This is a genomic window from Amycolatopsis japonica, assembly GCF_000732925.1.
Taxonomy (GTDB): domain Bacteria; phylum Actinomycetota; class Actinomycetes; order Mycobacteriales; family Pseudonocardiaceae; genus Amycolatopsis; species Amycolatopsis japonica.
This window is the reverse complement of record NZ_CP008953.1, coordinates 5,975,055-5,990,956: the sequence shown is the minus strand read 5'-3', so window position 1 is coordinate 5,990,956 and position 15,902 is coordinate 5,975,055. Positions and strand designations below refer to the sequence as shown.

The 15,902-nt window shown below is 65.4% G+C and carries 19 protein-coding genes and 2 tRNA genes; 2 read left to right on the top strand and 19 right to left on the bottom strand.

Annotated features, from left to right (window positions below; all coding sequences use genetic code 11):
• Positions 1-14 precede the first annotated feature (14 nt).
• From AJAP_RS42590 to AJAP_RS45375, 19 genes are all read right to left on the bottom strand, one after another.
• Positions 15-3,029, bottom strand: a complete 3,015-nt coding sequence (locus AJAP_RS42590; RefSeq protein ID WP_051972610.1) for a phage tail protein — start codon at positions 3,027-3,029, stop codon at positions 15-17.
• Positions 3,007-3,477, bottom strand: coding sequence for a hypothetical protein (locus tag AJAP_RS27750; protein WP_051972609.1), 471 nt, complete (start codon positions 3,475-3,477; stop codon positions 3,007-3,009). Before AJAP_RS27750 ends, AJAP_RS42590 begins: the two co-directional genes overlap by 23 nt.
• Entirely contained in the window at positions 3,429-3,800 is a 372-nt protein-coding gene (locus tag AJAP_RS27745; protein WP_038516749.1) for a phage tail assembly protein, read from the bottom strand. The genes AJAP_RS27750 and AJAP_RS27745 overlap by 49 nt, the downstream gene beginning before the upstream one ends.
• 119 nt (positions 3,801-3,919) lie before the next feature.
• A complete protein-coding gene (locus AJAP_RS27740; RefSeq protein WP_038516747.1) occupies positions 3,920-4,504 on the bottom strand; it encodes a phage tail tube protein in 585 nt (194 codons plus the stop codon).
• A 12-nt stretch (positions 4,505-4,516) separates the two neighbouring features.
• Positions 4,517-4,846, bottom strand: a complete 330-nt coding sequence (locus tag AJAP_RS27735; RefSeq protein ID WP_202965548.1) for a hypothetical protein — start codon at positions 4,844-4,846, stop codon at positions 4,517-4,519.
• A gap of 88 nt (positions 4,847-4,934) precedes the next feature.
• The gene (locus AJAP_RS27730) at positions 4,935-5,243 is read right to left on the bottom strand and encodes a DUF5403 family protein (protein WP_038516740.1); all 309 of its coding nucleotides are present in this window, start codon (positions 5,241-5,243) and stop codon (positions 4,935-4,937) included.
• Positions 5,243-5,599: a hypothetical protein gene (locus AJAP_RS27725; protein ID WP_038516737.1), complete on the bottom strand. Its 357-nt coding sequence runs from the start codon at positions 5,597-5,599 to the stop codon at positions 5,243-5,245. Before AJAP_RS27725 ends, AJAP_RS27730 begins: the two co-directional genes overlap by 1 nt.
• Positions 5,596-6,003 (bottom strand): Gp19/Gp15/Gp42 family protein, encoded by a 408-nt coding sequence (locus AJAP_RS27720; protein ID WP_038516734.1) that lies wholly within the window; start codon positions 6,001-6,003, stop codon positions 5,596-5,598. Before AJAP_RS27720 ends, AJAP_RS27725 begins: the two co-directional genes overlap by 4 nt.
• Positions 6,004-6,245: 242 nt before the next feature.
• Complete coding sequence (locus AJAP_RS27715; protein ID WP_228694597.1) at positions 6,246-7,226, bottom strand: phage major capsid protein; 981 nt, start codon at positions 7,224-7,226, stop codon at positions 6,246-6,248.
• A 37-nt stretch (positions 7,227-7,263) separates the two neighbouring features.
• On the bottom strand, positions 7,264-7,794 hold the full coding sequence (locus AJAP_RS27710) for a hypothetical protein (protein WP_038516727.1): 531 nt from the start codon (positions 7,792-7,794) through the stop codon (positions 7,264-7,266).
• Between the two features lie 60 nt (positions 7,795-7,854).
• On the bottom strand, positions 7,855-8,667 hold the full coding sequence (locus AJAP_RS27705; RefSeq protein WP_038516725.1) for a VG15 protein: 813 nt from the start codon (positions 8,665-8,667) through the stop codon (positions 7,855-7,857).
• Positions 8,664-10,088, bottom strand: coding sequence for a phage portal protein (locus AJAP_RS27700; RefSeq protein WP_051972607.1), 1,425 nt, complete (start codon positions 10,086-10,088; stop codon positions 8,664-8,666). The genes AJAP_RS27705 and AJAP_RS27700 overlap by 4 nt, the downstream gene beginning before the upstream one ends.
• Positions 10,088-11,641: a hypothetical protein gene (locus AJAP_RS27695; RefSeq protein ID WP_202965547.1), complete on the bottom strand. Its 1,554-nt coding sequence runs from the start codon at positions 11,639-11,641 to the stop codon at positions 10,088-10,090. The genes AJAP_RS27700 and AJAP_RS27695 overlap by 1 nt, the downstream gene beginning before the upstream one ends.
• A gap of 148 nt (positions 11,642-11,789) precedes the next feature.
• Positions 11,790-12,002, bottom strand: a complete 213-nt coding sequence (locus AJAP_RS27690) for a hypothetical protein (RefSeq protein ID WP_038516720.1) — start codon at positions 12,000-12,002, stop codon at positions 11,790-11,792.
• A 76-nt stretch (positions 12,003-12,078) separates the two neighbouring features.
• Positions 12,079-12,149 (bottom strand) — tRNA-Trp (locus AJAP_RS43800).
• Positions 12,150-12,234: 85 nt separating this feature from the next.
• Positions 12,235-12,310: transfer RNA gene (locus AJAP_RS27685), tRNA-Asn, on the bottom strand.
• A 275-nt stretch (positions 12,311-12,585) separates the two neighbouring features.
• Positions 12,586-12,840 (bottom strand): hypothetical protein, encoded by a 255-nt coding sequence (locus tag AJAP_RS27680; protein WP_038516717.1) that lies wholly within the window; start codon positions 12,838-12,840, stop codon positions 12,586-12,588.
• The gene (locus AJAP_RS27675) at positions 12,840-13,223 is read right to left on the bottom strand and encodes a hypothetical protein (RefSeq protein ID WP_038516714.1); all 384 of its coding nucleotides are present in this window, start codon (positions 13,221-13,223) and stop codon (positions 12,840-12,842) included. Before AJAP_RS27675 ends, AJAP_RS27680 begins: the two co-directional genes overlap by 1 nt.
• A gap of 271 nt (positions 13,224-13,494) precedes the next feature.
• Complete coding sequence (locus AJAP_RS45375; RefSeq protein WP_038516710.1) at positions 13,495-13,821, bottom strand: HNH endonuclease; 327 nt, start codon at positions 13,819-13,821, stop codon at positions 13,495-13,497.
• A gap of 778 nt (positions 13,822-14,599) precedes the next feature.
• Between AJAP_RS45375 and AJAP_RS27665 the strand changes: the two genes are divergently transcribed.
• Positions 14,600-14,941, top strand: coding sequence for a hypothetical protein (locus AJAP_RS27665; RefSeq protein WP_148311582.1), 342 nt, complete (start codon positions 14,600-14,602; stop codon positions 14,939-14,941).
• 282 nt (positions 14,942-15,223) lie between these two features.
• Positions 15,224-15,460, top strand: coding sequence for a hypothetical protein (locus tag AJAP_RS27655; RefSeq protein ID WP_148311581.1), 237 nt, complete (start codon positions 15,224-15,226; stop codon positions 15,458-15,460).
• Positions 15,461-15,902: the final 442 nt, after the last annotated feature.

The window sequence follows — 15,902 nt, the reverse complement described above, 5'->3', positions numbered from 1 at the left end:
CCAGGTTGCGTCTATCACCCTCGCCTCTTCTTCCTGTTGTTGGACTTGTTCACGAGACGGGCGATTCCGTCCCCGTCGATATCGACCGACCAGCCAGCAAGGGCTGCCGCGACTCGGTCTCCGATGGAGCCGAACCCGTCGGCTGACACGGCGCCTTGCCACTCCACGGATGCGGTCTTGTTGACCGCGCTCATGAGGTCTTCGACAGAGCTGATCGCCTCGGGGGTGCCGTCCCGGACGGACTGGGCCCACGCGGAGCCGACAGAGGAACCATCGAACGCATACGCGATTCGGTCGCCCATACCGGTGACGAGGGACCGGACCTTCTCGAAGTCCCGCGAGAGTCCTTCGTGGAGGCCGTTCATGATCGCCTTACCGGCGGGGACAAGGAGCCGACGGTCGTAGGAGATCGGGCCCTTGTTGTTCTTGATCCAGCTCGCGATGCCACCGACGAAATCCGTCACCGCGCCCCAGGCCGCCTTCAGGCCGCGCAGAAGGCCGTCGATGATCGCCTTACCTGCCTTCCACAGCAGATCTCCGAGGTTCCCAAGGGCACTGAGAATCCGGCCGGGCATGTCGCGGACGTAGTGGATTACCGTGTTGATCGCGGCGCTCACGGCGCCCTTGATCATTTGCCACGCCCCGGAAACGACGTCCTTGATCCCGTTCCAGGCGCCGGTCCAATCGCCCTTGAGCGCGGCCATGACCGACTTGATGATCCCGGAAATGATCTTCATGGCGCCCTGGATGATGTCCCGGATTCCGGGCCATACCTTCTGTACCAAGGCAAGTACGCCCTCGAACACGGGCATCAGTGCCGTGATGATCGTGCCGACGATTTCCGCGATGGGCGGGAGGATCTGGGCGATTGCCTGGGCGACCTGTACCAGGACCGGGACGGCCGACTGGAACAGTTCCACGAAGATCGGAAGCACCGTCTGCACGAGCTGGATCAGCAGCGGGATCAACGGAATCACGATCGCGAGGAACGCCTGAAGTCCCGCCTGGACGAGCTGGATGATCGCCGGAAGTAGCGGGGTCACCGCCATCAGGATGTCGGTGATCGCCTTCGCGATGATCGGGAGCAGCGGCGAAAGTGCTTGGAACGCCTGGAGAAGCGCGTCGCCGATGACCTTGCCGAGCTGGCCGAGGAACTGCACGAGCGGCGGGATCACCGGCTGAAGTGCTTGCAGGGCGGTCAGGATGACCGTGCCCAGGATCTCGGCCAGTGCCGTCAGGATCGGTGCCAGGCCGTCGATCGCGCCCACGAGGAGCGAGCCGAGCGTGTCGGCGAGCATCGTGAAGGCGGGGGTCAACTTCTCGATAACCGGTGCGATTGCCGAGAGCGCCTTGCCCAGGACGTTGAACAGCAGACCCGAAATCGACGTCAGCGCGGGCATCAGTGCCACGAGGGCATTGGCGAACCCGTCCACGAACGTCGAGAGCGGTCCGCCGAGCTGGCCCATGGCCACCACGCCCGCTTCGAACAGCCGGCCGAACATCGACAGGAGCGACCCGGTCACCTTGCCGAGGCCCTGGAGCGCGCTCGTCAGTGCGCCGGATGCGTTGAGGTTGTTGACGATCTGGTTGAACTGGGTGGCGAAGTCGACCAGCACACCGCTCAGCACACCGAAGGACTGGGAGCCCACGTCGGCGAGCGTGAGGAACGCTTGCATGAACTGAGTGACCATCGGCGCGAGCGCGGTAAAGAATTTCCCCGTGTTCGCAAGGATGTTGCTGATCTGCTGCATCCCTGCCGCCGACGTGACGACGTCCGTGAACGCCTTCGCCATCGGGATGAGGCCCTGCGCGACCTGGTTCAAGCCGGTCTGTAGGACGGGGAAGATCTGGCCGAGCTGCTGGAAGACCGGAGTCAGCCCCTTGGCGAACGTGTCGCTGAGCGACGCCTTCAGCTTGTCGACCTGCGGCCCCAACGAGCTGGCGGCCTTCTTGATGCCTTCGAACCCGAGCGCGACCGCCGCGATCGCCCCGCCGAAAGCGAATACCAGGGACGGCAGGCCCGCCAGCAGACCAGCTATGAGGCCGATCAGCGGCGCCAGGAGGACCACGACGCCAACCAGAATCCAGCCGGTACGGCCCAGTTCGCCGAGCTTTCCGGCGGCCGAGCCGACCGCGTCCCCCATCTGTTTGAAAATTGAGCTCGCGCCGTCGAACGCGGAACGGATTCCCCTGCCTACGCCCAGAATCGTCCGGTCGACGCTCTTGCCCATGTTCTTGTTGACCGAGCGTCCGAACATTGCGACGGAGCGCGTGGCGTTGCGGAGTCCGTTCGTGACGTCGTTCCAGGTGATGGACTTGATCCGCTTGCCAAGGTTGCTGACCGCGTCGGACGCCTTGATGGCGTAGACGCCGACGCCCGTCATGGCCGTTTTGAAGCCCTCGGTGTACGTCTTGGCGCTGGCGATCGACTTACCGAACGCCTGGACCTTGTCGACTGCGAGCATCCCGGCGATTCGTCCGGTAAGAGCGAGGTCACGAGCGAGGCCGGCGAGGCTGGGGATCTTCGACAGCGTGTCGCCCACCCGGAGCGCGGCGAGCTGGAGCCCCGTCCATGCCGTCTTCGCGTTGTTGATCGATACGACAGACCGGACGACCTGCCCCGCCCAGATCGCTGTCTGGGCCGCCATCGCGGCCATCTCCCGGCGCATCGTGACGATGGCCTGAGCCATACGTTCGGCGCTGGCACCCGCGCTGCTGAGGCTCTGCCCGAGGCGGGTGAAGAGGTTGCCGTCCTGGCCGATCGCCCTCAGGGAGCTGCTGAGACGGCGAATTCCGCTCTGGTCGACGTTGACCTTGGCGTTGATCTCTTGGGCCTCCAGGCGAGCCTTCAGGGCCTGGAACTGGGCAGCGGCTTCCTTGGTGTCGAGGTCGACCGGGATCTCTACCCGGGCGTTCTTCTCGATCTGTTCGAGCTTCGCCTTCAGCTCTTCGGCGAACTTGCTCGTGTCGGGGGTGACCTTGACGCCGACCTTGCCGACCGTGTTCTTAGTCCCCGGGCCCTTCGCCATCGTGGTCTACACCCTTCTTCCGTTTCGCCACAGCGGAAATCCGCCGCATGGCCATAGCTGCGAACGAGTTGCTGCCCCGCTTGCGCTTGGCGCGCGACTCCGGCCGGTCGAACGGCTGCGGTGGCTTCGGCTTCTTCTTCGAGTTGGCCGAGATGAATGCGTGCGTGTTGAACTGCACTGCGTCTACGAGGTCCGCCAACAGGTATTGCGTGATGCCCCAGCCCCGGAACTCGGGGCCGCCGCGAAGCTGGGCGACGGTTGCCGACTCGATCGGTAGCTGGCGGAGGAGGGCGAGAGCCCGGCGGGCGGACAAGCCACTGCCGGGCCTCAGCACGTCCGCGAGGTCGATTCGGTAGTACTGCTGGAAATCTGCGAGGATGTACTCGCCGTACCTGTCGATCAGGCGGGCGAGTTCTCCGCTTCCCCCGGCTGGGTCGCCTCCACCCAAAGCTCGACGATCCGCATGGACAGGGCGACATCGCCGTTCACGGCGTCAGCCAGCTTCTGGCCCTTTCCGTTGGCGGTCACGATCACCAGAATCGTCTCGATGTGCCGAGCCAGAACCGAAATGTCCTCGGGACTCGTGTTCTCCTCGTCGATGTTCAGCGCTTCGACCGCTTTCAGCGCGCCGAGGACGGCCTCCCTGTCCTTCTCGCCGACGCGCATCAGGTTGCGGAGGACCAGCTCCTCACCGGCGACCTCCAGCTTCAGCGGGGCGAATTCCTTATCCAGGTCAGCCTTCAGGCTGTCGAGGGAGTACGTGTTGGTCATGGCGGCGAACCTTTCTTAGAACGGCGGCGGACAGGTCGAGAGAGGACGGGGGCCCGGCGGTCCGCCAAGAGTCCGGGCCCCCGCTTGAACTCCGGAATGTGTCCGGTGTACAAAATGGATCAGGGGGTTACAGCGGGGTTGATCACGTCTTCGTCGATCCACGCGAACGGCTCCGCACCAGCGCCGGGCGACAGGATGGTCGCTCGCAGCGGAAGCGCGCCGAAGTTGTCGACTTCCAGCGAGATCGCATCCTCACGCCGAATGCTGACCTTCGGGGCGAAGAAGCCCACCTTGTGTCCGCCGTCCACGACGACGATCAAGAGGGAGCGCTCGTTCGGCTTCGTGTTCGGGCTGGCCCGGTAGACGCCGTTCCCCGTATCGGTGTTTGCCCGGCTGTAGTACAGCGACAGGCCCTCCTCATCGAACTGGAGGAGGTTGAAGGTCACGTACTCGACGGCCGGATCGGTGACAACCTCTTTCAGGGCCTCGTTCTGCCAGGTACCCCGGGTCTCCGTGTCGCCACCGTCGAAGCCGAATTCCGGAAGGTCCTCGCGGCTCGTGTGGCCGAGCAGCGTAAGTCCGGACGGGGGCGTGGTCTCCGAGAACGCCTTGATCTGAGCCGGGGTCGGCTCGGTGGCGTTAACGGCGCCCGTGAGGATGTACCCCTTCGACGCGGTAAGAACCGCTTCGTTGTTCAGTGCCATGTGGCCCTACTCCTAGGTTTGCGGGGGCCGGACACCGAGCTGAATCAGTCCCTGAATTCGCCACGTGTCGTCGAATTCGGAATCGAGCTGGATGGGCCCCATCGTTTCGAAATATGAGTGGAGGTAGCCGGCCTCTGTCACCGTCTGGCTCTCCACCATGTCCAAGATCGCTTCTCGGACGTCCAGGTACAGGTCCTCGGTCTCGACGAGACCTTCCCTCGTGTAGCAGGTCAGTTCGATAGTCGGCTTGTCGAGACGCCGTGGATCAACGGAGATCCCGCCGAGGCGACGAACTTTGACCATCGGGTACTGGCGCCGGGTGACGTTCGGCTCCCAGGACACGAAAGTGACTCCCGGGAACTTGGGGCGCAGTACGGGAAAGAGGACTTCCTGGACCCGGGGCATTGTGCGTGCCAACGGGTTCAGCTCCTTAGATCAGCCCGGCCGCGCCGGAGATGATGTACAGGCCCTCGACATACGTGGGCACGTTGGGCTTGTACGCCCCTTCCACCCAGTGGCCGAACTCGATGGACAGCGCGGCCTCGTCCACGAGGTAGACGTAAGAGTCGACGCGGCCCTGCTCGACCTCGATGCGGGCGCGTCCGGTTTCGCGGTGCCCGGCGAGTCGTGCTTCTGCGTCGGCCGCGATCTCCAGTGCCGCGTCGGCGACTGCCGCGCGGACACCCTCCAGGCGGGACACGATCCGGTTGACGGTCCTGTCCGAGTAGACGTAGGCCATCAGGACCGCCGGATGGTGTAGAGCTGGTGGCGGGTGCGCCGGCTGAATCTGTGCCGGATCGGGTAGCCGATGACGGCCCAGTAGGAGCCGTCCCAGTACACGTACGACTGGAGCCCGAGATCCCCGCCAGTCCACGAGCGGGGGAGCCGGAGCTTGTAGACCTCTTCGGACTCGAAGCCCTCGTTGTCCTGCTCGGACCTGCGGGAGCTGGTGCCGGACTGCGCGGCGGGGAAGATCCGGACGTCTTGGACGATGCCGGTCTTCGACGGCCGGGTCATCAGGTTCCCGTCGGAGTCGGTGTAGTGCTCCTCGGGGTAGATGCTGACGGTCTCGTTCGTGCGGTCGAGGAGGCTCACAGGTTCAGCTCCCACCAGTTGAGCGGGCGCGACTTCCAGGGAAGGTCAAACTCCGGTGCGATGACGTAGGTGCTGGACCGGACGCCGAGGAGGGCCCACTCGTCGCGCAGGACCTCCAGCCGGCCGGAGGCCACTTCAGCGGAGATCGTGTACGAGTAGTCCCCCTCGGTCTCGGACTTGTAGCCGTCGGGGTTGCGAATGAGCCGGAGGACCATGTCGGCCTCGATCATCACGACGTCGTCCTGGTCGATGGTGCCAGCGACGATCTGGTCATCAAGATCGGGAACGCGACGGCGGAGCATCCGCTCGGCGTCGTCGAGCCGGGTGGCTACGACGCGCTGTTCGTCGGTGTCGAGGGGGCGGATGAACCGGTCGCTCACGTCTTTCGTCGTGGCGTACGCCATGGCGCCTCCTAGGCGGTCTTGGGTGTCTGGGTCCGTCGGCCCCGGCTTCGCCGCGCTGGCGGCTTCTCAGCGGCCGTATCGGTGGGCTCTGCGGGGGACGGGGTGGCGGGTTCGGTGATGGGCTCAGGGAGGGGCCGGTAGCCGCACCGGAGGGCTTGCGCCACCGATACGGTCCCGACCGTCCCGCCCGGGAAGATCACCCGCTGGATCTCCCGGGCCTCGCCCTTGCGGGCAGTCACCTATCAGGCAGTCGTCTCGGTGTACCGGACGAACGCTTCCGGGTCGTTGACCAGGAAGCCGTACTCGGCCTCCGCACGGATGGCGACGAGGTTGTGCTCCCAGAGCGACACGAGCGTGCCGTTGATGGTCACGGTGGCCTGGGTCGAGACGTCGTAGCTGATGCCACCGACGGCGCCCCAGACGGCCTGGGACCAGTCACCGCCGAAGCCGAGGACGTACTTGGTGCCCGCGCCCGCCGGGGTGTCCTCGCCCACGCCCTCGGACATGAAGCTCGGACGGCCGATCAGGCGACCCGGCCGCACGGCGGCGGCCGTTTCGTCCAGCGGGGTGTCGACGTAGATCGGGCGGCCGGTCGAGTCCACGGCGGACAGGAGCGTCGGCTCCACCCGGTCGTCGAGGGCGAAACCGCGCAATTTCTTGCCGTCGTCCACGAGGGCCTTCAGGCCGGCCACGATGTCGGCGTGGATGCCGCCGTTCGCCTGGGTCGCGGTGCCCAGCTCGATCTGCTTCGTGGTCTGGTTGATGAAGGTGTCGAAGGGGCCGCCGCCTGCGGCGCCGTCCGGGCCCTTGTCGTACAGGGCAGCGGCATCGAACGCGAGGGCGAACGCCTCCGCGATCTGCGGGCGCAGCAGGCCCATGTAGTTGGCCGGGTTCGCACGCACGACCTCAGCGGAGACGACGGCGATGGCCGCGATCTTCTCCGGCTTGATGGTCTTCAGGCCGACGGACGCGTTGCTGGAGGGCTTCTGGCCGCCTTCCGAGACCCAACCCGCGCTCATCTTGCCGGTGACGACGGGGATGTTCTGGCCGTTGATGCCCAGCGGGACCTTGCGGGTCAGCCGCTGAACGACCGAGGACTTCGCGGCTTCGTCGAAGTACGGCGCGGCCTTCTCCGGGCTCAGGAAGCCGGAAAACTGGGAGTCGCTGGTCTTGGTGGGGGCGGTAATCGCCATGGAGGATGCTCCTTGCTTAACAACGGACACTGTCCGTCGTACAAATTGGGTCGTCGAAAGAGCGGCGTCAGATGCCGAGAGCGGACTTCAGGCTCTGGAGCAGCGGGTCACCGTTGAGCGCCAGCGCGGTGTCGCCGCCTTCCGGTGAGCGGTCGACCGCAGGCGCGCGGGTGGTGCTGGTGCCGAAGAGACCGGCCAGTTTCGCAGCGTGCTCGCCGATCTCGTCCACAGTGGACCCCTGGATCAGCCCGGCGAATTCCTCCGCTCGGCTCAGGGTTTCCTTGGCCTTGTCGGGGTCGCCGATGAGGGCGCCGAACGCGGCGCGCAGCTTGACGCCTTCGAGCTTCGCCGCTTCCCGCTCGGACACGAGGGCGTCCTGTGCCTTGGTGGCCTCGGCGAGCTTGTCGGCGAACTCGGCTTCTACCTCTGCGCGTACCGAGCTGGCCGCTTCCTTGGCCCTGGTGCGGTACTTGGCTGCCTCGGTGTTCGCCTTGGTCAGCTTGTCGCGGGCCCACTCCGGGAGCGTGTTGACGTCGTGGACCTCCTGGGTCCCTTCGGTCGTGCCCTCGGTGGTGTCGGTGGTGGCCTGTTCGGTCATGGTTTTGCCTCCTGGGCATGAAAAAAGCGCCCACCAGGGGCGCTTGGGGAGTTGCTTGTGTCAGGCCGCGATCGAGAAGTCGCGGACGTCTAGCTCGCCGCTCTCCACCGCGCGGCGGAAGGCGTTCAGCGCGTCTAGCCCGCCGTAGCCCTTCGTGTACTTCTTCCAGGCGTCTTCAGCGCGCTTCCACGCGTCTCGGCCCGGCCAGTCGCTGATCTTGAAAACCGGAACCACCTTGCAGTCGCAGCCCGGATGCCAGCGGGTCATCAGCTCGTCGATTACATCGCGGGATTCGAGGTCGCCGGACTCCGCCTTCTGCCACAGCTCGGCGGCAGACGTGTCGTTCAGGTCCAGGCCCGCCGCGTCGGCGGAGGTGTAGACCGGGCCCCGGGAGACGAGCATCATGCACCAGCCGCAGGTCTCACGGCCGGTGGCCACACGAGCCCAGCCCCGCACCACGGGGTCGGCGTCGACCGCGCGGAGGATTGCCCGCCGGCCGCCGTTCTCGACCTCCTTAGCAGCGCGTAGCGCTACCTGCGCGGCGGCTTCCTCGGGGGCTCCTGGCCTGCTGAGTGCCAACCGCGCGGGCTCCATCGCCTCTGCGAACCACTCCGGGTGGTACGCGGGGAGGAGCGTGTTGTGGCGGGGAAGGTCCGGGAGGTGCTGCTCCCGCTGGGAGTCGAAGAACTCCCGGCCCAGCTCGGCCGCCTGTCTCCGCGCGTCATCGACGTGCGGGTACAGCGCGGCGAGCAGGTTCCCCCAGTCCCGTCGGGAGAGCTTGGGGGCGCGGAATATGCCGACGAGCTGGAGTACGAGCGCGATCAGGGCGCGGGTGATCCCGGCCTGCCGGTCGGCGTACTCCTGGGCGTTCATGCGGCGTCAGCCTCCGGCTTCTGGTTCGGGTCGGGCTGCCCCGGCTCCTGGAACTTCGGGCGCACCAGTTCGGCGAGCTGGCTTGTGGCGCTCTGCTTGTCCCACTTCTCCATCTCCTCACGCTCCTCGACCGTGTAGTTCAGATCGATTCGTGCGCGCTCGACCGGGATCACCGGGCGGCCGTCAGGAGTGGATGCGGTGGCCAGCTTCACGACCGCGTCGGCCTTCGCTGCGAACGTCGGCGTTGCCGGGTCCCGCCAGAGGGTTTCCATGCGGTGTGCCTCGCGATCGAGCTTCCCGTCCATGAGCAGCAAGGCGATCCGCATCGCCTGTTCCCACGCGGAGCCGAAGATGCGCTGTTTGCGCTCGGCGAGCTTGACGAGCCGCGTCTCACTCGCGCGGATAGCGTCGGCGGAGGCCGGGTTGTCCGACGTGAACGACAAGTACTGAGGGGGGAGACCCGTCTCGGATGCGGCCTTCTTGGTGAGCTGGTCCAGCGTCTCCGTGAAGTTCCGCAGCTCGGCGGCGGAGAACTGCTGCGCCTTCCCGTCCGAATCCTCGAACGCAAGAATCCGGGCGATGTACGCCTGGAAGACCTTGTACGAGTTCGTTGGGTCGTCGGTCAGATCTTCGGGTTTGACGCCGAAGAGCAGCCTCTGGGGGACCGCCATCAGTTCGGCGGTCGTCTGAAGGTTCATCAGCGTCCGCGCCATGGCATCGGTGGTCGACCGGATGTCCTTGGTGATCTGGGAAGCCCCGTGGAGGTCGGACAGGAGAGACCGGTTGAGCAGGGGCACGACCGGAACGACGCCCAGGTTGTGCTCGACGTGGAAATCGATCGTCCAGCCCAGCCGGCCGGATTTGATGTAGCCCGTGGTGGTGGTCGGCGTGTACAGCGTGACGTAGTCCGGGTCCGGGTTATCCGCCGCGTACGTGACGTCGTCCCGCAGGACGCGGACCGCGTTCTTCACGCGGCCGTTCCGGCGGTTGATGTCTGCCCACACGCGCTGGGGCCCCTCGACCGTCAGCTTCGGGACCTCGGGGTCATCGAGTGGGTCTTCCGGGTCCGGTGCGGAACCGAGGATGTAGGCCCGCCCGTGCATGAGGGATTCGGTGTGACCGAAGCTCGACTGCTCGTCGAGGTTGTTGGCCTGCCACCACTCCCACAGCCGCTTGTCCGCGCGAGCCTTGCCCGAGATGCGGAAGCCCTCGACATCCAACCTTTCCTCAATCGCGTTGAGGTAGGTCCGGGATAGCCCGATGGACACGAGCAGGCTCCGCATGTTCGGCGGGGTCGCGAGTCCGATCTGGGTAGGCTGGGCGGAACCGTCGTAGTAGGACAGGTTGCTTTCGAGGCCATCCTGTCGCCCGTCGAAGTCGTGCACGAGCTTCGTCAGGAGGGCGATGTTGTCGCTGGCCATCAGTGCATCACCGTTACCCTTCCTGAACGCTGCTTCTTGGACATGAGGTATTCCTGCCTTGCGCCGAACGCGAGGACGGCACAGACAGCCGCGTCGATCTTTCGCGAGCTGTCCTTGCTGGCCTTCCCGATCGAGACGGCGTCGTAGTTGGTCGGTCGCCTGTGGGCGTTCGTGATGTGGCTCGTCAGCACCGGGTCGCCGTTGTGAAGGAGACCCAGCTCCAGGACTGCGTCGAGGAACCGCTCGCAGTCGAAGGCGAACTTCTTCTGCTGCCCTCTCATGTCGAACGCCACCGGGTTGCCGGGGGAGGCGTTGACCTTGATCTTGCGCTTGAAGTCCTTACCCCAAGAGTCCACATAGGACTCGAACTCGCGAACGTCCGCGCGCATCGCGACGACGTTGTACCGCTCGAACGCGGAGCGGACCGTCGCGTCTACCTGACCGCGCGGGACTTCCCCGCCGTAGTTCTCGGGGTTCCAGACCTTCAGCGGGAACAGTGCCCCGTCCTCGATCCTGCAAGCCACCAGTGCAGACCAGTCGTTCGACTTCGAACCGTCGAACCCGAGTGTGATCATGTCGCCCGGCTGGAGTGCCAAATCCGGAATCCGGATGGCCGGGTGGTTCCACTCGTTCGGCGCGATCCAAGAGTCCTCAGACGCATTGATCTGGTTCAAAAACTTCCGTCGCGATTCCGTGATCGCGTTGTTCGTGTCCAAAATGGACGCGATGATGACGTCGAGGTTCAACCAGACCGCGTCGCCTCGGGCGATCGCGAGTCCGGCACGAAGCCGGGCGATGCCGGCCTCGTAACCTTCGACGTCATCGTCCGGCGACGGGATCTCGGAGACCGGCGTGTCCGCCGGAGCTTCAAGCGCGTCGTACAGGATGCCGGTGTCGATGGCCTGACCGGACTGAACGGCCTGGAAGTTGTCCCACAGGCGTTCGCCGATGCTGTCCTGGCCCGGGACGTGCGCGTTGCAGATCGCGAGGTAGCGCGCTACACCGCCCGAGGACTTGGTGACGTTACCTTCGATCACCGAGTACATCGAGTGGCCGTCGTTGCTCTCGACCCACCATTGGACCTCGTTCAGCACCACGAACGTGGGTCGCTTACCTTCCAACGCCAGGGGGCTGGAGGTGACACCCTCGATCATGCCGCCGCCGTCGGCGTAGATGATCGTCTTGTTCAGTTCGACGCTGTACGTCTGCCGAAGCGCTTTCGTCGCCATAGCGGGGAAAAGTGTGAAGGTGTTCCGCGTCTGGTCCTGCGACACGGCGGCGATCTGGACCCAGGCGCTCGCGCGCCTTTTCCCAACCGGCTGACGATTCTCGTCAAAATGACTGAACGCAACCGGGCCGCACAACTCCGCAAGCGACATTGCGGCGACCAACGGGTCCTTGCCGTGGCCCTTCATCCGCCGGAAGATCCCTGCGCGGTAGGCGAAGATGCCGTTCTCGTCGACCGCGTACCACCAGAGCAGGAACCTCGCTTGCTCCGGTGTCGGCAGGAACGGCTTGTCCGGATCGCCGGGCATGGCCAAGAACATGGCCATCCAGTTGATGATCTCCCAGCCGAGCGAGCGCTCGGGCAGCCAGTAGCCGCCGGTCTTGAGCCGTCGCCACGTCGGCCCGATGACGTGGGCCGGGGCCGGGATGAGGTCCGGGAGGCGGACCGTGGTGCTCCGCACTCCCGTTCACCTCCTAGTCGGTCTCGTTGGGCGGGCTGAAGCCGTACGGCAGTTCGAGCCGGTCTTCGAAGGCCGGTTCGTCGTCAGCCAGCTCGGTGTACGCGCCGAGGCGAATGAGGTCGCCGGCCTCGTCGAACTCGGCCGTGTACTCGGGGCCGCCGGAAGTGGCTCCAAACAGCTCGATGGCGAAGACCTCTCGGCCGAAGAGGCTGAATCGGAACGTCATGGGCCTCCTGTCGGCGCGGATGGAAGACGAAGCCCCGGCCGGTGTGCCGTGGGCAGAGCCGGTTCCGGGGCGTTTGCGGGGACCCGAGGAATCGAACCTCGTTCGCCGGGTTTGGAAGCCGGATGCTCGACCAGTCGCCTGATCCCCTTGTGGCCGGACTGGCGGGAGTTGAACCCGCATCCCGTGGTGGTTTCCACCGGCCTGTCGCGCTCGCACGTAGCGAGCGGCCACCTGGCTCCCCGGGGAGGACTCGAACCTCCAACGCGCGGGTTAACGGCCCGCTGCTCTGCCAATTGAGCTACCGAGGAAAGACGGCCGACCGACCTGTACAAGGACGGTTCGTTTACGGCCGGTAGAATGGATTCATGGAAGAAATAGAATGCGACCATGAGCGCAGTAAGTTGTTCATCGTGAACCTTCGAGGCGACTGGCGGCTCGTATGTAATACGCACGGACCGGTCGGTTACTACGACTCCGAGGACGAGGCCGAACAGGCGTTGGCAACTCGGTAGTGTGGCCCAGCCCCAGCGGGGAGCGGCGTGGAGAGGAGGGGACACGCGCTCGACCCGCCGGGGCCGGAGGTCTATCGGGCGGCTGACCGCCGGTACCACTCGGAGGGGGCCGCGCCGATGGCGGCCATGACTTCGATCGTCGTCCGCTGGACGGCCTCCGGCCGGACTCCCTGGCCGGCTACCCACTGGGTCAGCTCGGCCACGTAGGTCGTGAGCGACCGGAGGGGGTCTTCGCCAAGGCAGGGGGTGAGGAACGGCTCGGGCAGCTCGGCGACGAGCTGGTCCACGGAGCCGATCGCCTTCCGGACCCGCCGAGAGCGGGCCATCAGGTACCCCAGCGGGCCTGGGCCGCCTTCTTGGCGGACTCCTGCCGGGTCATCGGCTTGGCCGGCGTATCGGAGACGGCCCCGGCTCCCTCGTCGACCTCCGCGAGCTTGAGCTGGCGAAGCAGGCTCGCCAAGGTCGTTCGGTGCTGGCGGACCTCGGACCAAAGCGGGTGGATTACCTCCTGGCCCATCGACCCCTGGGCGGTCAACGGGGCCGTTTCCAAGCCCTTTTCGAGGCGTTCGATGAGGTCAGCTTCCCGGCACGCGTCCCCGAGGACGCGTAGCTCGTCCGGGCGGAGATCCCACTCGGAGACGATGTCGGCCCACAGGCGCCGGCCTGCGGTTTTCAGCCCCCGAGGGGCCTTCGGCTTGGTGTCGGTCATGCCCCTCCTCCGGGCTCGTGGATGTGACAGGGCATACCCCCGGTGTCACACTGAAAACAGCGGGTGATGCGACGCATCTAGCCGGCCAACCGCTATACGCACCGATCTGCGAGGGCGCGGGGGAGGGCTATACCCCCTGGAGGTACCGGGTACTAGTGTCCAGAGTGGACAACCTCAAGGTTAAAAAGCCGTTGCGAGACAGGGGAAGCACGCGCAGCGTGCCCGAAAGGGAAGCAGGGACACCCCACTCTGCTAGCGCGCGGCAGTGCGCCTACCTGCACGTACTCTGCCCAGTAGCAGTCTGCCTATACCCCGGGTGCCTGCCTAGTGGACGTGCGCGCAGTGCCCGTAAGCGGGCCCGCGCTGCTACCCCCTCTGCACTGGACTTGCGCCCGTGACACGTGCTGCACACCGCACGGAGGTTCGCTAGGGAGTGGTCATCACCGGGGGTCACGTGGTCTACGTCAGTGGCATGGCGCGTGCACCCTTGACCCTTGATCTGGCAGACGTACCGGTCCCTCTCTAGGACTTTGGGACGTATTTCGGTCTCCCAGTTCCTTGGGAGGCGTTCCCTTCGGGCACTTCCTTGCCAAGACACCCTTGGGCACCCTTCCGCGCGCCTACGCGCGCCTACGCGCGCCTACGCGCGTCCTAGGAACCGCTTCGGCGGTTCCCTGTAGTGGGTCCGCCCGGAGGCGGCCCCTTCCGGGGACAAGGGCCCTCAAGGGCCCATCCGCCCGGACGTTGTCCGGGATGTTGGCGCCCCATCCCCCTGTATCCCCCTTCCCCAAGTCGGAACACTGCGACACCCGGCAGGACCGTCCGTCGTGTGATCGCGGTCACTTTCGGGGTCGAATTCTCGACAATGACGCCCTGGTGGCGTTGCTCCAATCGGGTGACATGCGTCGTTATTTACCAGGGGAAACGCATTTTCTTGGAAATTCTCCTTGTACGCCGGACACTGTCCGCCGTACAGTCGTTCTTGTCAGGCCGACCGGGACACCGGGAAGCCAGACAGCCCCCGGGGGTGAGAGTCCCGGAGGTGCGGACCTTGACAACTGAAGACCCGAGATCCTGTCTGCAAAGCGGCTCACCGCGACGACACCGGCCACGGCCGGTAGAGCGTGAGTGGTGCGGCCCGTAAGGGGCGCTGGTACCGGCAACCGCTACGGAGATTCAAGGATGGGCACCCCGAAGGGGGTGGGCACGCCACCCGGCTAGGCAGCCGGAAACCGAGGACGGGCGCGGAAGCGTCGCTAGTGACGCTCGGTTCCAACGGGGTTCGATTCCCCCGGGTGGCACGTGGCTCCCCCTGGCGGCTAACCGTCGTCAGGGGTAGAGCCTTCAAACCTGATCAGTCCTGAAAGGACATTTCTATGCCCATCGACGCACCCGTTCGCCTGAGCTGCGCCCGTTGCGGGTGTGTCTGGCCAGACGTCAAAGCGAGTCTTGGCCACGATTGCGCGGGGATGTTCGCCGGAACGCTTCACGTCGTCATCCGTGAGATGCGTTCTTGGCTTGAAGACTGCGACTACACGATCGAAGACGGTGTAAGTGACCGGGCGATTGCCCGCGAAGTCGAGCGCAAGTATCTCGGGGGTACGAACCGCTTCGCGGAGGACTTCGTGGGAGTCGAGATTTCGTACCCCAACCCGTTCCACGGGGCGGGGACCCTTGCCCAGCGCACGGGGTGCGGTTGCGCCCAGTGCCGCTACTGAAAAGGACATAGGCATGGCAGTCAGGAATGACCAGCGCGAGGGTTTCGCGAAGCTGGTAGAGGAATTCGGGCTTACTCGCGCTACCGAACTGGTGCGACTCATTACGTCCGAAGAGTTCGCGCAACAACTCGCGGACGATTGGGGCGACACCGGGTGGTGTGAGGCGTACCGCATTGCAGTCGAGTACATCGGCGGAGCCAGAGCGTTCGAGCGCCTGTCTCGCCACCTAGGTGTCGACCACGCGAAGCGTATCCGTACCCGATACGCGGAAGGGTGCTGATCATGGGCAAGCGCATCGGCGCTTTTGTGACCGCGTTCGTGTTGTTGCTCACGGCCGTAGCCGGGGCGCGGTTTGGCTCGTACGAGATCTACGGCAACGCGGCGGGGGAAACCTGGATCGAGTGGCAGTCGTGGGCCCAACTCCCGGGGGACGACAACGGAGACGGTTTCGTCGATGAAGACGAGACCGGGTGGAACTGCGCGACAATGGGCAACCGAATTTGTGGGAAGGCGTGGTGAAGATGGGGAAAAACGGAGCCGTAATCCACTGGTTCGACCGGGAGGAGACGAACCCAGGTTGTGACTGCGGGGCACACGACGCGGTGGTGAGGGTGCACGGAGGTGCGTTGTTGTGCGACACAGCAGCGCGGGAGGCCGGTCTGATCCGGCCGGTCGAGTCCAACGACGCGGAAGGCGAGTAGAGAGCGTGGCACGCATCAGGAACACCAACGCGCAGCGCGCTCGCTGGAACTCGAACGCGTCGGGCGCGTCCATCCGTCGCGCAGAGCAGGCCGCCCGCGACCGCATCGAGCGGTTCACCCGCGACGGACGTCCCGCTCTGGTGTGGACGTCTGAAACCAGTTCTCGATAGCCCATTTTGTACAACGGACACTTTGGAAGGGGCGCGTTCACAATGGATAAGCTTGGACTCGCGTTGCACTTGGCGGACACCCTGCTCACT

Excerpts from the sequence above, each read along its gene's own strand:
- AJAP_RS27655 (WP_148311581.1), top strand. The coding sequence starts at position 15,224 with ATGGGCAAGCGCATCGGCGCTTTTGTGACCGCGTTCGTGTTGTTGCTC.
- AJAP_RS27710 (WP_038516727.1), bottom strand. The coding sequence starts at position 7,794 with ATGACCGAACAGGCCACCACCGACACCACCGAGGGCACGACCGAAGGG.
- AJAP_RS27740 (WP_038516747.1), bottom strand. The coding sequence starts at position 4,504 with ATGGCACTGAACAACGAAGCGGTTCTTACCGCGTCGAAGGGGTACATC.
- AJAP_RS27700 (WP_051972607.1), bottom strand. The coding sequence starts at position 10,088 with ATGGCCAGCGACAACATCGCCCTCCTGACGAAGCTCGTGCACGACTTC.
- AJAP_RS27675 (WP_038516714.1), bottom strand. The coding sequence starts at position 13,223 with ATGACCGACACCAAGCCGAAGGCCCCTCGGGGGCTGAAAACCGCAGGC.
- AJAP_RS42590 (WP_051972610.1), bottom strand. The coding sequence starts at position 3,029 with ATGGCGAAGGGCCCGGGGACTAAGAACACGGTCGGCAAGGTCGGCGTC.
- AJAP_RS27680 (WP_038516717.1), bottom strand. The coding sequence starts at position 12,840 with ATGGCCCGCTCTCGGCGGGTCCGGAAGGCGATCGGCTCCGTGGACCAG.
- AJAP_RS27730 (WP_038516740.1), bottom strand. The coding sequence starts at position 5,243 with ATGGCCTACGTCTACTCGGACAGGACCGTCAACCGGATCGTGTCCCGC.
- AJAP_RS27745 (WP_038516749.1), bottom strand. The coding sequence starts at position 3,800 with ATGACCAACACGTACTCCCTCGACAGCCTGAAGGCTGACCTGGATAAG.
- AJAP_RS27690 (WP_038516720.1), bottom strand. The coding sequence starts at position 12,002 with ATGACGTTCCGATTCAGCCTCTTCGGCCGAGAGGTCTTCGCCATCGAG.
- AJAP_RS27720 (WP_038516734.1), bottom strand. The coding sequence starts at position 6,003 with ATGGCGTACGCCACGACGAAAGACGTGAGCGACCGGTTCATCCGCCCC.
- AJAP_RS27695 (WP_202965547.1), bottom strand. The coding sequence starts at position 11,641 with ATGGCCATGTTCTTGGCCATGCCCGGCGATCCGGACAAGCCGTTCCTG.
- AJAP_RS27665 (WP_148311582.1), top strand. The coding sequence starts at position 14,600 with ATGCCCATCGACGCACCCGTTCGCCTGAGCTGCGCCCGTTGCGGGTGT.
- AJAP_RS27705 (WP_038516725.1), bottom strand. The coding sequence starts at position 8,667 with ATGAACGCCCAGGAGTACGCCGACCGGCAGGCCGGGATCACCCGCGCC.